This window comes from Lactonifactor longoviformis DSM 17459, assembly GCF_900129135.1.
GTDB lineage: Bacteria > Bacillota > Clostridia > Lachnospirales > Lachnospiraceae > Lactonifactor > Lactonifactor longoviformis.
The window spans coordinates 278,953-295,871 of record NZ_FQVI01000002.1; the positions used below are offsets into that span (position 1 = coordinate 278,953).

Below are 16,919 nucleotides of genomic sequence, written 5' to 3' on the forward strand. Positions count from 1 at the left end.
CCTCTAAGCCTCCATAATAATGGGCAGGATCATCGGTCTTCTCTTTGTGCGTTTCCATACAAATTCACCAAGGGAATCCTTGATGACTCCTTTTATTCTGCCCCAATCGGAGATTCTTTTATCCAGACAAACGTCCAGGGCATCTTCCACAACAACTCTGGCCTCTCCCATCAGGTCCTCCGATTCCCTTACATAGACAAATCCTCTGGACACAATATCCGGACCAGCAAGCAGCTGATTACTCCTTCTCTCCAGGGTGAGAACTACGATAATGATGCCGTCCTCAGCCAGATGCTGGCGGTCTCTGAGCACAATATTTCCTACATCTCCCACGCCAAGGCCGTCTACCAGGATACTTCCTGTATGCACTTTTCCCGTCACTTCCGCCTTGTCATCGCTTACCTCCAGAACATCTCCTGAAGACAGAATAAAAATATTGTCCTTATCTATCCCCAGCTGCTCAACCACCTTAGCCTGTGCCTTAAGGTGACGGTATTCCCCATGCGCCGGTATAGCATACTTGGGCTTCACCAGAGAATAGATCAGTTTAATTTCTTCCTGGCAGGCGTGTCCTGATACATGAGCATCCTGGAAGATAACATCCGCCCCTTTCATCCCAAGTTCGTTGATTACCTTTGATACTGCCTTTTCGTTCCCGGGGATGGGATTCGAGCTGAATATAATAGTATCACCTGGTTTTATAGATACCTTTTTATGAATACTGGCTGCCATACGGGACAGAGCCGCCATAGATTCTCCCTGGCTGCCGGTGGTAATCAGCGTCATCTGCTCATCCGGGTAATTCTTAATCTGATCAATCTCAACCAACGTTTTGTCCGGGATCTTCAGATAGCCCAGTTCAGAAGCTGTGGTAATAACGTTTACCATGCTGCGTCCCTCTACCGCCACTTTTCTGCCGAACTTATAAGCAGAATTAATAATCTGCTGCACCCTGTCTACATTGGACGCAAACGTGGCAATGATAATCCTGGTATTCTTGTGTTCTGAAAATATATTGTCAAAGGTGCGTCCCACGGTGCGCTCCGACATGGTAAATCCCGGCCGTTCCGCGTTGGTACTGTCACACATAAGAGCAAGCACGCCCTTCTTTCCGATCTCGGCAAACCTCTGCAGGTCAATAGCATCCCCGAACACCGGCGTATAATCCACTTTAAAGTCGCCTGTGTGCACCACGATCCCCGCGGGGGAGTAGATGGCCAGAGCAGATGCATCCTGGATGCTGTGGTTTGTCTTAATAAATTCAATGCGGAAAGCCCCCAGATTGATGGACTGTCCGTGTTTGATCACTTTTCTCTTGGTTGTTTTCAGCAGGTTGTGCTCTTTTAATTTATTATCTATCAGTCCTATGGTAAGCTTTGTCGCATAGATAGGAACGTTAATTTCTTTTAATATATAGGGCAGCGCCCCTATATGATCCTCATGCCCATGGGTAATCACAAATCCTTTTACCTTCTGAATATTATCCTTCAGATACGTCACGTCCGGGATCACAAGGTCGATTCCCAGCATATCATCCTCCGGAAAAGAAAGTCCGCAGTCAACTACCACAATGCTGTCCTCGTATTCAAAGGCAGTCATATTTAAACCAATCTGTTCCAGCCCGCCCAGGGGTATTATTTTCAAGCTTGTGCCATTATTCTTTTTTTTCAAAATGATTCCTCCGTCATATGATATAATTGGCACCTCATTCTACTTTATTCTGTTCTTTCGTACAATCTCTGCAATATCCAAAAAGCTTCACCTCGTGATCCGTTACGGTAAACCCAAGGGAATCCCTGATATGCTCCTCTAATTGTTCCAGAAAGTCATCTTCCAGTGAGATAATCTTTCCGCACGATATACAAATCAGATGGTGGTGGTGGTGTCTGTCCCGGCCTTTATCCTGGCCAATCTCATACCGCACACATCCATCATCCAGATTAATCCGATCAATTAAATGCAAATCTAATAAAATCTGAATGGTCCGGTAAACCGTAGCAAGTCCTATCTCAGGAAATTCTGCTTTTACCAGATCATAAATTTCTTCTGCTGTCAGGTGCCGATCGGGACAGCCAGCCAGCACTTCCAATATCCGTAGTCTCTGGTTGGTTACTTTCAACCCGTTTTTTCTTAAAATCTCTGCAAACTCTTGGCTGTCTGTCACGTTCTCACCTCTTACCTTCACTTTTACGTAGAATAAAGTGCATTGTTCACTTATTATTATTTCACAAATTCAACATCTTCTAACATAGTTTCAAAAACTTTAAACACGGCGTCATACTCCGTGTCGTCCTCTACGAATACATAGCAGGCCTCTTCGTCCTCTTCCTCAGAGATATCCTTCAGGATATAAGCCTCGCTTCCTTCTTCTTCGTCTTCCTCGTCCGGATCTACTACCAGAAGATAGTTATGTCCGTTTACTCTTGTCTGTTCCAGAATACCGAATTCCAGCTGAATCCCGTCGTCTCCGTCAAATATAATGGTCTCCATACCTGACATCCTTTCTTCACAATATTAAGTTTTAGCTAAGGGAATCTAAATATCCCTGCAAAATAAATACAGCGGCAAGCTTGTCCACATATTTGCCGCGGTCTTCCCTGCGAACCCCGCTCTCCATCAGCGTCCGATTCGCCTCCACTGTCGTCAGCCTTTCATCCCACATCACAACAGGCAGGCCTGTCCTTCTCTCCAGAACATCTTTTAGCTCAAGAGATTTGACAGCCCTGTCCCCAACGGTATTATTCATATTTTTAGGAAAGCCTAACACAATGGTTTCTACTTCATATTCACGTACCAATTCTTCAATCCGCGCCAGGGACTTGCGAAGCTTATTCTCGTCCTTGCGATGAATGGTTTCGATTCCCTGGGCAGTCAAACCTAAGGGGTCACTGACAGCTACCCCTATGGTTTTTGAACCGTAATCAAGTCCCATAATTCTCATAGATTAATCTCGTTTCCAGGATTTATTCTTGATATACTCCTTGAGGAGCTCTTCAACCAGCTCATCTCTTTCCACCTTCATAATCATGCTTCTGGCACCTTTGTGGCTGGTAATATAAGTGGGATCTCCGGACATAATGTAGCCAACGATCTGGTTAACCGGATTGTAACCTTTCTCGTCCATCGCATTATATACCAGATCCAGAATCTCTTTTACCTGGATCTCCGGTTCTGTTTTTACTTTGAAATATTGTGTATTGCTAATATTATTGTTTGCCATATTTTCACGCCCTTACCTAAACTTTCTTTTATTCTAATATAAAACTACACAGAATTCAATGGATATTTTCTACTATATTTCACAAATAATTGTATCTTTTGTCGAAAAACCGCGAACGGTTCCCCTGGCTATCACATTCTCCAAGTCCTGATCTGTCTCTGCCACTGCCCGGATGTATTCCCTTGTATGACCGGTCCAGAAGCTCTTCCCCTGGATACTTACTGTTTCCTCAAACAAAATTTCCACTTCTTTTCCCAAAAAGGATTCCATATATTCCCTCTGGTGCAGTTCTCCCAGCGCAATTAAATCCCTGCTTCTCTGTGCTTTTACGGCTTCCTGAATCTGGTTCTCCATAACCGCCGCCCGGGTTCCCTCTCTCCTGGAATATTTAAAAATATGTGTCTCGTAGAACCGAATGCCGTCTATAAACTCCCGGGACTCCTGAAATTCTTTTTCTGTCTCTCCCGGAAATCCCACGATCACATCTGTAGTCAGGGCAGGGTTATCAAATACCTGCCGCAAAAGCCCGCATTTTTCCCGGTACTCCCCGGCACTGTACCGACGGTTCATCCGCCTCAGCGTCTCATCACAGCCGCTCTGCAGGGAGAGATGAAAATGAGGGCATATCTTGGGCATGTCCGCCAGTGCCCGGGCAAAATCCTCCGTTATAATCCGCGGCTCCAGGGAACCCAGCCGGATACGCTTTACGCCTTCTATACTGTGTACGGCCTGTATCAGAGACAGCAGACTGTCCCCGCAGTCGATCCCGTAGGAACTCAGGTGGATACCGGTCAGAACAAATTCCTGATACCCGTTGGCCGTCAGACGGTTTACCTCAGCCAAAACCTCTTCCTTGTTTCTGCTTCTGACCCTGCCTCTGGCATAGGGGATGATACAGTAGCTGCAGAATTGATTGCATCCATCCTGAACCTTGAGATAGGCTCTGGTATGCTCACCGGTCTGAGAAAGCTGAAGATTTTCATACTCCAGTGCCTCCTTCATATCCAGAACTTCATCCCCGTCCCCAGCCTTCCCCTGGATATAGGCGTCCAGAATCGACAGAAGATCCTTTTTCTTATTATTGCCCACCACCAGGTCAATGGCGTCATCTTTTTTCAGCCTTTCTTTTCCCACCTGTACATAACATCCCGTTGCCACTACAATGGCATCCGGATTCATTTTCTTGGCTTTGTGAAGCATCTGCCGGGATTTGCGGTCGGCTATATTAGTCACAGTACAGGTGTTGATAATATAAATATCTGCCCCTGGAGCAAAAGGCACGATTTGGTATCCCGCCTCCTCCAGCATCTGCTCCATAGCCTCTGTTTCATATGCATTTACTTTACAGCCCAGGTTGTGCAGGGCAACTTTTTTTTCCATATTTTCTATTCCTAACATTTTCCATTTATTATGCGACTTGACGAATCCTGCTTTTCATCTTTGTATGTTTTCATCTTGACTTTTCCCAGTATAGACGGTAAGATTATCCCTGTAAACAGTACTAATACATAAGGGAGGGATTCCAATGAAAACTGTTCAGATCTCATTAAATTCTATCGATAAAGTAAAATCATTTGTTAACGACATTACTAAGTTTGACTTTGATTTTGATTTAGTATCCGGAAGATACGTAATCGACGCTAAATCAATTATGGGTATTTTCAGCTTAGATTTATCCAAGCCGATCGATTTGAATATCCACGCAAATGAAGGACCTTTGGATACTATTTTAGAGACTTTAAAACCTTACATGATTTAATTTCTCTGCTCTATACAAACCAGAGAACAGACAAAACAGAATGCGGCCCTGCATTGCAGAGGCCGTTTTTTTCTGTCTGTATCCCCGCATTATTCTACGGAAATCACTTCTGTGGTACGGATCGCCTCTTCCATGAGAGCCTCAATCTTTTCCTCCAGATTCTTTTCTGAGCGCTTTATAATATTAAGATTCGGTTTGGTAACCGGGTGTTTTGCCACAAAAATGGTGCAGCAGTCCTCGTAGGGAAGGATAGAAGTCTCATACGTGCCAATCTTCAGAGATACATCCACGATCTCCTGTTTGTCAAATCCAATCACAGGGCGGTACACCGGCAGAGTGCAGACTTCATTCGTAGCTGCCAGACTCTGCATGGTCTGACTGGCCACCTGTCCGATGCTCTCCCCTGTAATCAGTCCCAGGCATCCGTTCTCCCCGGCAAAATGCTCCGCAATCTTCATCATATAGCGTCTCATTATAATAGTCAGCTCATCGTGAGGGCACTTTTCATAGATGTAGAGCTGAATATCTGTAAAGTTCACCACATGCAGTTGAATGGGACCGCTGTACCTGGCTACCAGGCGGGCAAGGTCTACTACCTTCTGCTTGGCTCGCTCACTGGTATAGGGAGGCGCATGAAAGTATACAGCATCAATTTTCACCCCTCTTTTGGAGATCATATAGCCCGCTACCGGACTGTCAATTCCCCCGGAGAGAAGCAGCATTGCCTTCCCGTTGGTTCCAATGGGCATTCCTCCCGGCCCGGGGATAATCTCTGAATATATATAAATCTTACTGCGGATTTCCACATTCAGCATAATCTCCGGATGGTGCACATCCACCCGCATAGACGGAAATGCGTCCAGAACAGCCCCTCCCAGTTCGCAGTTCAGCTCCATAGAGTTGAGAGGATAGCTTTTCTTTGCCCTTCTGGCATTGACCTTGAAGCTTTTCTTCTTATCTGGGTACATGCGGTCCATATAAGAGACAACCTCTTTTGCCAGTTCCTCATAGCCGTTATCCTCCAGCACCACAACCGGACAGATTCCGAAGATTCCAAACACCCGCTTCAGAGCCTCCACAGTCTCCTCATAGTCAAACGCACCCTCTGCAAAGACATAGATACGCCCCTGTTCCTTGGTTACGTTAAACGTCCCCTCTACTTCCCTGAGCACCTGCCTTATCCTGGCTACCAGAGCGTCCTCAAAAAGATATCTGTTTTTTCCCTTGATTCCAATCTCTGCGTATTTAATCAAAAATGCTTTAAACATAGTATTCTCCTTTATTAATAACGGGCATATCTGCGAAGCATGGGAACGGCTTCCCTGAGGGCCTCCAGACAATACTCCAGTTCTTCCTGCGTGGTAAATTCTGAGAAGCTGAAGCGCACCGCAGATTCCATTTCCGCTTTTGACGCTCCCATTGCCGACAAGGTTGGGCTCCCCGTCCGCTTATGTGCGGAACAGGCAGACCCCGCAGATACATATATCCCCTTTTCCTCCAGTGTATGGAGAAGGACTTCGCTGCGGACTCCCAGAAAGCTTGCATTTACAATATGGGGAGCACCCTGCTGTGTGTCCATGCCGTGGATCACCACATCCGGAATCCCTTCCAGCTGTCCCCTGAAATATGCCTTCAGCTCATACAGCTTTGCGATTTTACGGTCAAAGTCCCGGTATATTTCTTCCACGGCAGCTCCCAGTCCTGCAATCCCCGGAACATTGTCTGTTCCGGACCGCATATTCTTCTGCTGCCCTCCTCCAAGTATCAGAGGGCGTATCCTGCATTTCTCATTGATATATAAAATGCCGGTCCCCTTCGGGCCGTGAATCTTATGACCGCTCACCGCCAGCAGATCCACCCCCAGTTTTTTGGGGAATATACGGTATTTGCCGAAAGCCTGTATAGCATCCACATGATATACTGCCCCCGGCGCCTTATCTTTTAACAGCTTTCCGATTTCTTCCACAGGCTGCAGGGAGCCTATTTCGTTATTCACAAACATAGTAGACACCAGAATGGTGTCCTCCCGGAGGGCGTCCTCCAGATCCTTTAGGGATATTATCCCCATCCGGTTCACCGGCAGTACAGTTACCTGGAATCCCTGCTCTGCCAGATAGGCCAGGGGAGCTGATACCGCCGGATGCTCTACTGCCGTGGTGATAATGTGCTTTCCCTGCCGTTGATTCGCCATGGCCGCACCGATCAGGGCCCAATTGTCGGACTCCGTCCCCCCGGAAGTAAAATATATTTCTTTTTCCTGTACCTTCATAGCCCTGGCTGCCCTCTGGGCTGCGTTCTTTACATACTGTTCTGCCTCTACTCCCTTGGCATGCATGGCAGAGGGATTCCCGTAATCAGTCATCATCGTCTTCACCACCACATCCCTGACACTCTCATAGCATCTGGTAGTAGCTGAATTATCTAAATAAGCTTCCATTTTATTTCCTCCAAGTTTCACCCCACGTTCCTGTCACTCCCTGCTTTTTTCAGCTGCCGCCGGTTCCCCTTCCAGGGTAAACATCAGAACAGACAGTACTGCAATTCCCGCCGTTTCCGTCCGCAGGATCCGTTTTCCCAGGGTAATAGGCTGCATTCCGGCCTCCATGGCCATGGCGATCTCTTCTTCCCCGAATCCTCCCTCTGGCCCGATAAAGACAGCCGCTGACTGGCCGGGACGTATTCCGGCAATGATCTCTCTTGTCTCAGCCATATTCTCAGCCAGTTCATAAGGGATCAGTCTTACCTCCATATCACAGGCCCTTTTCACCGCCTGGGGAAAAGACATAAGTGCTCCCACCCGGGGGATATATAGCCGCTTAGACTGCTTGGCCGCACTCTCAGCTATTGCCTGCCATCTCTTCCTCTTATTCTCTTCCTTCTTTTTATCCAGCTTAACCACCGTATTTCTTGTAGCCACCGGAATTATCTCATACACCCCCAGTTCTACCGCTTTCTGAATGATCCATTCCATCTTGTCAGACTTTGGCAGTCCCTGGAACAGTGTAATTCTGGACGGCAGTTCTCTTCTTGCATCCAGGCATGTGAGAATTTTAGTCTTTACCTCTTTGTTCAGCTCCAGGATCTCACAAGTATACTCAATGCCGGAGCCGTCGCTGATCCCAATGATTTCTCCAGGCTTCATACGGAGCACATTTTTCATATGATTCACATCATTTCCTATGATGGTAATCTCCTCTTGGCCTACTTGTTCAGGCTCTACAAAAAAACGATGCATATTCCCACCTAATTCTTTCTGGCTGTCACGGATACCCACTCTCCCTGGCGGGTTACCTCCAGCACTTCCAGGCCGGCTTCCTTCACCGCATTTACCACAACTGCTTCTTTGTCCTCAATAATGCCTGAGGTAATGTAAATCCCCCCCTGTTTCATCTGGTTTATAATAACAGGGGTCAGGGGAACCAGCACATCGGCCAGGATATTCGCCGTGACAACGTCATATTTTTCATACCCTACGGCATCCTGGGTTGCTCTGTCGTCTATCAGATTCCCGATCATCATGGTAAATGCGTCTGTCGGGATATTATTTGCCTCTTTGTTTTCTTCTACTGCCGGCACAGCACAGGGATCCAGATCAGTTCCTACCGCATGCTTCGCCCCCAGCTTCAGTGCCACAATAGACAGAATACCGCTGCCTGTCCCCACATCCAGAAGCTCTGTCTCTTCTGTCACATATTTTTTCAGCTGCCGGATACACAGCTGCGTGGTCTCGTGCATCCCCGTTCCAAAAGCAGTCCCGGGATCTATGTGGATGATCAGCCTATCCTTGTCCTCTTCCTTCACCTTTTCCCAGGAGGGTATAATGAGAATATCATCCACATAAAACTGTTTAAAATATTCCTTCCAGTTATTTATCCAGTCTTTATCTTCCGTCTGGCTTGCAGCAATGCTTCCCTCTCCGATATCCGTATAAGCGCGCATGTCCTCCAGTTCTCTCTTTACACGTTCCAGAACAGAACTTGTGTCTGCATCCTCCTCCAGATAAAAGCTCAGATACGCGACCCCGTCATCCTCCGGAAAGTCAGGCAGAATATCCACAAACATCCGCTGTTTGTCCTCTTCCGTCAGCGGCTGCTTGTCCTCAATCTCCACCCCTTCAATTCCCAGATCTACCAGTGCCGAGATGACAAGATCCTCAGCCTCTGTGGTTGTTTTAACAGTGAATTTATTCCATTTCATATAATACCTCTTTCTTTATCCGTACTTTTCGCCTACTTTCTGTTTTATCATAAAACAGGGCAAATGTATAGCCTTTCTTACAGGAACATACAGGTTACAGTTATTGTCAAAACTGATAAAACTGTAGTGTAGACAATGCCTTTTGCTACCACGGAATCATCTTTCCCGAATTGTTTGTTCAGCATCGCCGGAAGATTACCCACCGGCACGGCAATCATAAGTGCCAGAACCCCCCGCATCATCTCATCTTTTAACACTAGCTTAGAGATCAGCACCGCTAAAATAGGCACCGCCACAAAACGCAGAAGGGTAAACAGCAAAAGCCTTACATCGGAAACCACCTCCCGCAGATTCATCTGCGCCAGTGAGGTTCCTATCACAAACAAAGATAAAAAAGTAGCAGGCTGCCCGGCATAGTTCAGCAGCTGGGCGGCCACATTGGGAACCGGTATATGAAACCAGAAAATGATAATGGTAATCAGGCTGGCTATGGTTCCCGGATTAATACAGGATTTCAGACGGAACCCGCCCTGTTCGCCTTCCATATCCTTTCTGATAATGTAGATTCCGTATGTATAGATCAGAATGTTAAAAGCCAGATTATAGATTGCCACATAGATCAGAGCATCCTGTCCCAGAAGTCCGGAGACCACAGGAATACCGATAAACCCCACGTTGCCGAATATAGTCATCATCATATAATCACTTTTTCTCGGCTTGGGGACCAAAAGAAGAGCAGATATCAAATGTCCCAGCAGAATCAGTACGGCAAAGGACAGAACCGTGACAATAGTAAAGACGAGTACATTATGCTGAGTGACGGAGGATTCCCTGGAGACACTGCTTATTAGAAGAACAGGGCTGCACAGATTTACAACCATCACCGAAATATCCTTTGCAGCCTGTTCACTCACCAGCTTTTGCTTAAAAAAGAAAAAGCCTATCATCATAAGAATAAATATCATAACCATCTGGCCAAGTACAAGTGAAAAACTCATTTTTTTATATCCTTCCGTATTCTCTCCATAAAAAGAACTCCTAAAGACTTCAGAATAAAGTCTTATAAGAGTTCTGATACTGCATTTAATTATATCTTCTCTCAGATATAAAAGTCAAATCTTTTTTATAAAATCTGGCAGAATTCCAATTCCTCTCCGGATGCGCCGGCAATCTTAAAAAAGCGGATCCCCTTTTCCCAGAAGGGGGCCTCCATAATACCGTCTGTGGTAAAGCGGCAGCCTTTCTCTTTGCACTCTTCAAAATCCTTTTCAATATCTTTTGATTCAAAACAGTAGTGATCCACCTTACTGCAGGCTTCCTGGGGAAGCTCAACCGGCGGCTGGATTAATTCATAGGTAATCTCCCCGTTCCGGATAAAGCAGATAGCAGCTCCGTCAGGAGCCACAAATTCCCCTGTTTTCCGGAATCCCAGTGTCTCGGTGTACCATTTTAATGTCCCTTCCATATCATTTGTCATCAGGCCGATATGGCCGCCTTTCAGTTCTCTTGTCATGGATAAAACCTCCTTCTGCTCACCTATAAGACTATTATAGCACCACCTGAAACAAAATACGACCGCATTCCGTCTCCGAGCAAAAAAAGGTACAGCCTGTCAGACTGTACCCCTGCATTTATTCTTCCAGACTTTCTTTCAGTTTTTCCATAAAGCCTTTCTTTTTCTTTTCTGCTGGTTTTCCCGCAGGCTTATTGCCGCAGGCTTCATCAAACTTGCGGAGAGCCTCTTTTGCTTCCTCGTTGAGCTTGGTGGGCACCTGCACCACCAGTGTAACATAGTGGTCCCCGCGGACCGACTTATTCCTCAGAGAGGGCACGCCTTTTCCTTTTAACCGCACCTTCGTGTCGGTTTGCGTTCCCGGCTTTACATCATACATGATATCCCCGTCTACCGTGCTGATACGCACCTCTCCTCCCAGGGCTGCCTGAGCGTAGGTGATAGGCGCGGTAGAGAAAATATTCATATCCTGACGCTGGAAGATAGGATGACGGCTTACCTGTACCTCCACTAACAGATCCCCTCTGGGGCCTCCGTTCTTGCCTGGTTCGCCTTTTTCACGGATGCGAATACTCTGCCCATTGTCAATCCCCGCAGGTACAGACACCTGAATCTTCTTGCGGTTTGCGATGTAACCAGTTCCCCGGCAGTCCGTACATTTCTCCTTGATCACCTTGCCGGTACCATTACATTCCGGACACGTCTGTACATTCCGTACCATGCCGAACATAGACTGCTGTGTATACACAATCTGCCCCTGTCCGTTACATTTCGGACAAGTCTCAGGGGAAGTTCCCGGCTTAGCGCCGCTGCCGCTGCACTTCGAACAGGTATCCTTCAGGGTTAATTCCAGTTCTTTTTCGCAGCCAAATACAGCCTCTTCAAAGGTAATACGCACAGAAGCGCGTACATTTGCCCCTTTGGAGGGACCGTTGTTGGGCCTTCTGCTCCGTCCGCCGCCGAATAAATCTCCAAAAATATCTCCGAAGATATCTCCCATATCTCCGCCGCCGAAATCAAATCCGCCGAATCCGCCGCCACCGCCGGCTCCCTGATCGAAGGCAGCATGGCCGAACTGATCATACTGTCTCCTTTTCTCAGGATCACTTAAAACGCCATAGGCTTCTGTGGCTTCCTTAAACTTCTTTTCAGCTTCCGCGTCTCCAGGGTTCATATCCGGGTGATACTTTTTGGCAAGCTTCCGGTACGCACTTTTTATGGTAGCCTCATCAGCCCCTTTGTCCACGCCCAGAACCTCATAATAATCTCTCTTATCTGCCATACTTATGTTTCCCTTCTATCTGACTTGAAGCGACACAGCAGGTCCTCGCAGGTCCCGCTGTGTCTCACTCTATACCCGTATCTATATTATACTTCTCTGTAGTCGCCGTCAACTACATCATCTGCATCGTAACCGGCTTCTCCGCCTGCCGCGTCTGGTCCGGGGCCCGCCTGGGCACCGCCGGCCTGCTGTGTCTGCTCGTACATCTTAGCAAATAATTTCTGAGCACTCTGCATTAATTTTTCCTGTCCTGCCTTAATTTCAGCAACCTGGGCCTCTGTCATCTCTTCCACATTTGTTTTCTCCAGAAGCTCTTTCAATGCATTTAAGTCAGCCTCCACCGCTGTCTTATCATTCGCGTCTATCTTATCGCCAGCTTCCTCCAGGGCTTTCTCTGTCTGGAATACAAAAGCATCGGCGTCATTCTTTGTATCAATTGCCTCTTTTCTCTTCTTATCCTGAGCTTCAAACTCAGCAGCCTCTTTTACGGCCTTTTCGATATCGGAGTCTGACATATTGGAACCGGCAGTAATGGTGATATGCTGTTCTTTTCCTGTTCCCAGATCCTTAGCAGATACATTTACAATGCCGTTTGCGTCAATATCAAAGGTTACTTCAATCTGAGGCACGCCTCTTCTTGCAGGAGGAATTCCATCCAGTCTGAACTGTCCCAGAGACTTATTGTCTTTCGCAAACTGTCTTTCTCCCTGTACTACGTTAATATCAACAGCTGTCTGATTGTCTGCAGCGGTTGAGAAGATCTGGCTCTTCTTGGTAGGAATGGTTGTATTTCTCTCAATTAATCTGGTTGCAACACCTCCCATTGTTTCGATAGAAAGTGACAGCGGAGTTACATCGAGAAGAAGAATATCGCCTGCGCCGGCATCTCCTGCCAGCTTGCCGCCCTGAACGGAGGCACCCAGAGCTACACATTCATCCGGATTCAATGTCTTGCTTGGCTCTTTGCCGGTTAACTGTCTTACTTTATCCTGTACAGCCGGAATACGTGTGGAACCGCCCACCAGCAGCACCTGACCCAGCTCAGAAGCGGTCAGACCGGCATCGGAAAGAGCTCTTCTCACGGGCTCTGCCGTCTTTTCCACCAGTTCATGTGTCAGTTCGTCAAATTTAGCTCTTGTAAGGTTCATATCGAAATGCTTTGGTCCATCAGCGGTAGCAGTGATGAACGGCAGGTTAATATTGGTTGTGGTTGCAGAGGAAAGCTCCTTTTTCGCCTTTTCTGCAGCTTCCTTAATTCTCTGAAGAGCCATCTTATCGTTTGACAAATCCACGCCTTCTGCCTTTTTGAATTCACTGATCATGTAGTCAGCTACCATCTGATCGAAGTCATCTCCGCCCAGTTTGTTGTTGCCGGCTGTAGACAGAACCTCAATAACACCGTCGCCGATTTCTATAATAGAAACGTCAAACGTACCGCCGCCCAGGTCATATACCATTATTTTCTGCTCTTTCTCGTTGTCAAGACCATATGCCAAGGCTGCTGCTGTCGGCTCGTTGATAATACGCTTTACATCAAGGCCTGCAATCTTGCCAGCGTCTTTTGTTGCCTGACGCTGAGCATCGTTGAAGTATGCAGGAACCGTAATAACTGCCTCCGTTACTTTTTCACCCAGATAATTCTCTGCGTCTGCTTTTAACTTCTGCAGAATCATAGCAGAAATCTCCTGAGGGGAGTATTTCTTGTCGTCGATGGTTACCCTGAAGTCAGTTCCCATATGTCTCTTAATAGAAGATATGGTTTTATCGGCATTGGTAACTGCCTGACGCTTTGCGGGCTCACCTACTAATCTCTCTCCTGTTTTTGTAAATGCTACGACAGATGGTGTCGTTCTTGCTCCCTCTGCGTTGGCAACAACTACCGGCTTGCCGCCTTCCATTACGCCTACACAGCTGTTTGTTGTACCTAAGTCAATACCAATGATTTTACTCATAATTTATTCCCTCCTGAATCTAAGTCTTTTTTGTTATTATTTATATATAAATCCAGATACGTTATGCGCGCATCTAGTTTGCTACTTTAACCATACTATGTCTTACCACATTTTCTTTATATAAATAGCCCTTCTGGAATTCCTCTACAACCACATTCTCTCCTGCCTCTTCATCATCCACATGCATAACTGCATTGTGAAGGTTGGGATCAAACTCACTGCCCACTGCCTCTATGGGCTTCACACCTAATTCTTCAAAGGCTGTCATCATCTGTTTGTAGATTTTGTTCATTCCCTCCACAAAAGGATCTTCCCTTTTATCCTCAGGAACCCCTCCCAGGCCTCTCTCAAAATTGTCTACAATCGGGAGCATTTTTTCGATTATCTCTTTTGCCCCGATCTCATACATGGCTGACTTTTCCTTATCCGTACGTTTCCGGAAGTTATCAAATTCCGCCATCTGGCGTTTCAGCTGATCTGTCAGCTCTTCTATTTTCTGATCTTTTTTGTCCTTTTTCTTCTTTCCAAAAAGACCTTTTTTTTCTTTTTCTTCACAGGTCTCCCTGGCTTCTTCGGACTCCTCACAGCCGCATTCCCCGGTGTCCTCTTCTGTTTCCTCACCAGTATCTCCCGGGCTTTCCTGGATATCATCTTCCTGGACTTCTGCCGCCTGTTCCATCGCCTCTTTCTCTGTTACTTCTTCTTCAACCGTCTGTTTTTCCTCTGCCACCATCTATACCGCCTTTCTATGTTTTCTTAAATATATTATCTAATTGCACTTTTAACGTTTTCAGATTGTCTACTACATTCTCATAGTCCATCCGCTTAGGCCCGATAATCCCTATGGTGCCCCGCATTCCCTCTCCTAATTCGTAAGTAGCGGTCACCACACTGCAGTCTTTCATGGTCTGTATAGGCGTTTCGTTGCCGATATATACCTGAATTCCGGTGTTCTCCTCACCAGACATACTCTCCTTAACCAGCTCAACCAACGCCTGTTTTTCCTCAAACGTAGAGATCAGCTCGCTGGCCTTTGTACTGTCGCTTAATTCCGGATACTTGAAGATGTTCGTGGCTCCGCTTGTGTAAACCTGAACCTCATCTTCATCGGAACGGATTGCACTGGCCACAGCATCAATTACACTTCCCACCACATCACTGTGTATGCCTGCCTGTTCTTTCATGGCAAGAATCATACCCAAATTGATTTCATCAATGGTCAGACCGTTTAGCTGAGTATTCAGAAGAAGATTAAGCTTTAGAACGGTTTCCTCATCCATGGGCTCCTCCAGGTCAAGGATCTGATTCTTTACGATATTCCCTTCCACTACCACTACTGCCAAAAGCTGCATGTCACCCACTTTAGACAGCTGGATAAATTTTAACTTATTCTGATGATAACTGGGAGTAGAAATCATGGTGGCATAATTTGTATTAGATGCCAGCACTTTAACTACCTGCTGCAGTACCTTTTCCATCCTGTCGGTCTTCTCAATCATCATCCCTTTTATCTCGGAAATCTCATCCTCCTTCTCCTGCATCAGCTCATCAACATAGAGCCGATACCCTTTGTCCGATGGAATCCTGCCAGCCGAGGTGTGGGGCTGTAAAATGTAACCAAGTTCTTCCAAATCTGACATTTCATTTCGAATCGTTGCAGAGCTCAGATTCAGGTCTGTGTACTTGGAAATCGTACGCGACCCCACTGGTTCGCCGGTGTCCAGATAAGTTTTAATGATTGCTTTCAAGATCTTTAGTTTTCTCTCATCCAGATCGCTACCCATATCTTCGCTCCTTTCTTAGTTGTTAGCACTCGTTTGTGTGGAGTGCTAATACCTATGGTTTTAAGATAGCACTGAGACATTGGTTTGTCAAGTGGTTTATAATTATTTTATACTTGTTCCAGGGCAAACACTGTGCACCATGGCAGAAAATACAGCCGGCCGGGAAATGCCTGTTCTGCATTTCCCGGCCGGCTGTTCTGCGCTTCTTTTTCTTGTATCGCCGCCTCAGATACCATTTACTATCTTAAATACTTTCTCCTTCTCTCCGTTCATATAATAGGTAATGTTCTGAACTGAAATTCTCTCACACGCCTCAATGGCATCGTCCGAATAGAAACCGCAGTGGGGAGTAATGATTACATTTTCCCTGTTAATCAGCTTACTTGTCCCCAGTTCCGGTGATTCACTGTACAGGACATCAAGTCCGGCACCGGATACCACCTGACGATCCAGGGCATCTGCCAGATCCTCCTCATTGATCATTGCCCCACGGGCCATGTTAATGATGTAGGGCTGACGCTTCATCTTATCAAACTTTTCTTTATTAAAATAGTTTTCATTCTCGCTGGTAAGATTCATGTGAATGGAAATAACATCTGCCTCTTCCAGAATTCTGTCTATACTTACCAGCTCTACCCCCTGTCTCTCTGCTGTTTCCCTGCCGATATACGGATCGTGGGCAATTACCTTCATTCCGAAGGCCCGTGCCCGGACGGCCACAGCCCGTCCAATCTTTCCAAATCCTACGATTCCCAGTGTTTTGGCACCGAATCTCTGCACCTTCCTGTCCTTCAGTGTCTCAATCTCCCACACATGGTCCTGGTTGACTCTGCGCATATGATAGGGGATAAGCCTGCACACGCCCAGCATCAAAGCCATGGTATGGTCTGCCACCTCCTGGGTGCAGTATTCCCCCACGGCACACACGGCAATCCCTTTTTTCGCAGCATATTCATCTGCCACGAAATTCCATCCGGTTGCCTGCACGGAAATAATCCTGCAGTGCTTCATCCGGTCTATTGCAGTTTCATCCAAGGGTGCAAATCCGGTCAGAACCGCATCTGCCTCCTCCAGAGCTGCATAATAAGCTTCCATGTTCCCCTCATCTACCACCGCATAGGAAATCTCCGTATCCGGCGGCAGGTATCTTTTTTCCACCTCTATACTTCTGTCTCTGGACTCCGGATATTCTGCCAATACCAGTTTCATTCT

Annotated in this window: 18 protein-coding genes; 1 reads left to right on the plus strand and 17 read right to left on the minus strand. The window is 46.6% G+C overall.

All coding sequences use genetic code 11. From position 1 onward, the window contains the following. Nucleotides 1–3: 3 nt before the first annotated feature. The 6 genes from BUA56_RS03790 to mtaB form a co-directional block, all read right to left on the minus strand. Entirely contained in the window at nt 4–1,671 is a 1,668-nt protein-coding gene (locus BUA56_RS03790; protein ID WP_072849125.1) for a ribonuclease J, read from the minus strand. A 34-nt stretch (nt 1,672–1,705) separates the two neighbouring features. After that, the gene (locus tag BUA56_RS03795) at nt 1,706–2,164 is read right to left on the minus strand and encodes a Fur family transcriptional regulator (protein ID WP_072849126.1); all 459 of its coding nucleotides are present in this window, start codon (nt 2,162–2,164) and stop codon (nt 1,706–1,708) included. Between the two features lie 56 nt (nt 2,165–2,220). Beyond that, entirely contained in the window at nt 2,221–2,490 is a 270-nt protein-coding gene (locus BUA56_RS03800) for a DUF1292 domain-containing protein (RefSeq protein ID WP_072849127.1), read from the minus strand. A gap of 31 nt (nt 2,491–2,521) precedes the next feature. Continuing rightward, a complete protein-coding gene (gene ruvX / locus BUA56_RS03805) occupies nt 2,522–2,941 on the minus strand; it encodes a Holliday junction resolvase RuvX (RefSeq protein WP_072849128.1) in 420 nt (139 codons plus the stop codon). Between the two features lie 3 nt (nt 2,942–2,944). Beyond that, the gene (locus BUA56_RS03810) at nt 2,945–3,220 is read right to left on the minus strand and encodes an IreB family regulatory phosphoprotein (RefSeq protein WP_072849129.1); all 276 of its coding nucleotides are present in this window, start codon (nt 3,218–3,220) and stop codon (nt 2,945–2,947) included. Between the two features lie 72 nt (nt 3,221–3,292). Next, complete coding sequence (gene mtaB, locus BUA56_RS03815; RefSeq protein ID WP_072849366.1) at nt 3,293–4,600, minus strand: tRNA (N(6)-L-threonylcarbamoyladenosine(37)-C(2))-methylthiotransferase MtaB; 1,308 nt, start codon at nt 4,598–4,600, stop codon at nt 3,293–3,295. A 145-nt stretch (nt 4,601–4,745) separates the two neighbouring features. Here mtaB and BUA56_RS03820 point away from each other — a divergent pair, with 145 nt between their 5' ends. Next, on the plus strand, nt 4,746–4,979 hold the full coding sequence (locus BUA56_RS03820) for an HPr family phosphocarrier protein (RefSeq protein ID WP_072849130.1): 234 nt from the start codon (nt 4,746–4,748) through the stop codon (nt 4,977–4,979). 89 nt (nt 4,980–5,068) lie between these two features. Here BUA56_RS03820 and thiI read toward each other — a convergent pair whose 3' ends face one another. The 11 genes from thiI to BUA56_RS03875 form a co-directional block, all read right to left on the minus strand. After that, nucleotides 5,069–6,247 (minus strand): tRNA uracil 4-sulfurtransferase ThiI, encoded by a 1,179-nt coding sequence (thiI, locus tag BUA56_RS03825; protein ID WP_072849131.1) that lies wholly within the window; start codon nt 6,245–6,247, stop codon nt 5,069–5,071. Nucleotides 6,248–6,261: 14 nt separating this feature from the next. Beyond that, nucleotides 6,262–7,416 (minus strand): cysteine desulfurase family protein, encoded by a 1,155-nt coding sequence (locus BUA56_RS03830; protein ID WP_072849132.1) that lies wholly within the window; start codon nt 7,414–7,416, stop codon nt 6,262–6,264. 33 nt (nt 7,417–7,449) lie between these two features. Continuing rightward, complete coding sequence (locus BUA56_RS03835; protein WP_072849133.1) at nt 7,450–8,214, minus strand: 16S rRNA (uracil(1498)-N(3))-methyltransferase; 765 nt, start codon at nt 8,212–8,214, stop codon at nt 7,450–7,452. An 8-nt stretch (nt 8,215–8,222) separates the two neighbouring features. Further along, complete coding sequence (prmA, locus tag BUA56_RS03840) at nt 8,223–9,176, minus strand: 50S ribosomal protein L11 methyltransferase (protein ID WP_072849134.1); 954 nt, start codon at nt 9,174–9,176, stop codon at nt 8,223–8,225. A gap of 77 nt (nt 9,177–9,253) precedes the next feature. Next, complete coding sequence (locus BUA56_RS03845; protein WP_072849135.1) at nt 9,254–10,174, minus strand: AEC family transporter; 921 nt, start codon at nt 10,172–10,174, stop codon at nt 9,254–9,256. Nucleotides 10,175–10,299: 125 nt separating this feature from the next. Continuing rightward, nucleotides 10,300–10,689 carry a VOC family protein gene (locus BUA56_RS03850; protein WP_072849136.1) on the minus strand — a complete coding sequence of 130 codons (390 nt, stop codon included), beginning with the start codon at nt 10,687–10,689 and terminating at the stop codon, nt 10,300–10,302. A 118-nt stretch (nt 10,690–10,807) separates the two neighbouring features. Beyond that, a complete protein-coding gene (gene dnaJ, locus BUA56_RS03855; RefSeq protein ID WP_072849138.1) occupies nt 10,808–11,971 on the minus strand; it encodes a molecular chaperone DnaJ in 1,164 nt (387 codons plus the stop codon). Nucleotides 11,972–12,057: 86 nt separating this feature from the next. Next, nucleotides 12,058–13,923 (minus strand): molecular chaperone DnaK, encoded by a 1,866-nt coding sequence (gene dnaK / locus BUA56_RS03860; protein WP_072849139.1) that lies wholly within the window; start codon nt 13,921–13,923, stop codon nt 12,058–12,060. Between the two features lie 73 nt (nt 13,924–13,996). Next, a complete protein-coding gene (grpE, locus tag BUA56_RS03865; RefSeq protein ID WP_072849141.1) occupies nt 13,997–14,656 on the minus strand; it encodes a nucleotide exchange factor GrpE in 660 nt (219 codons plus the stop codon). A gap of 13 nt (nt 14,657–14,669) precedes the next feature. Then, nucleotides 14,670–15,707 (minus strand): heat-inducible transcriptional repressor HrcA, encoded by a 1,038-nt coding sequence (hrcA, locus tag BUA56_RS03870; RefSeq protein ID WP_072849142.1) that lies wholly within the window; start codon nt 15,705–15,707, stop codon nt 14,670–14,672. Nucleotides 15,708–15,932: 225 nt separating this feature from the next. Further along, the gene (locus BUA56_RS03875) at nt 15,933–16,916 is read right to left on the minus strand and encodes an NAD(P)-dependent oxidoreductase (RefSeq protein ID WP_072849144.1); all 984 of its coding nucleotides are present in this window, start codon (nt 16,914–16,916) and stop codon (nt 15,933–15,935) included. Nucleotides 16,917–16,919 lie beyond the last annotated feature (3 nt).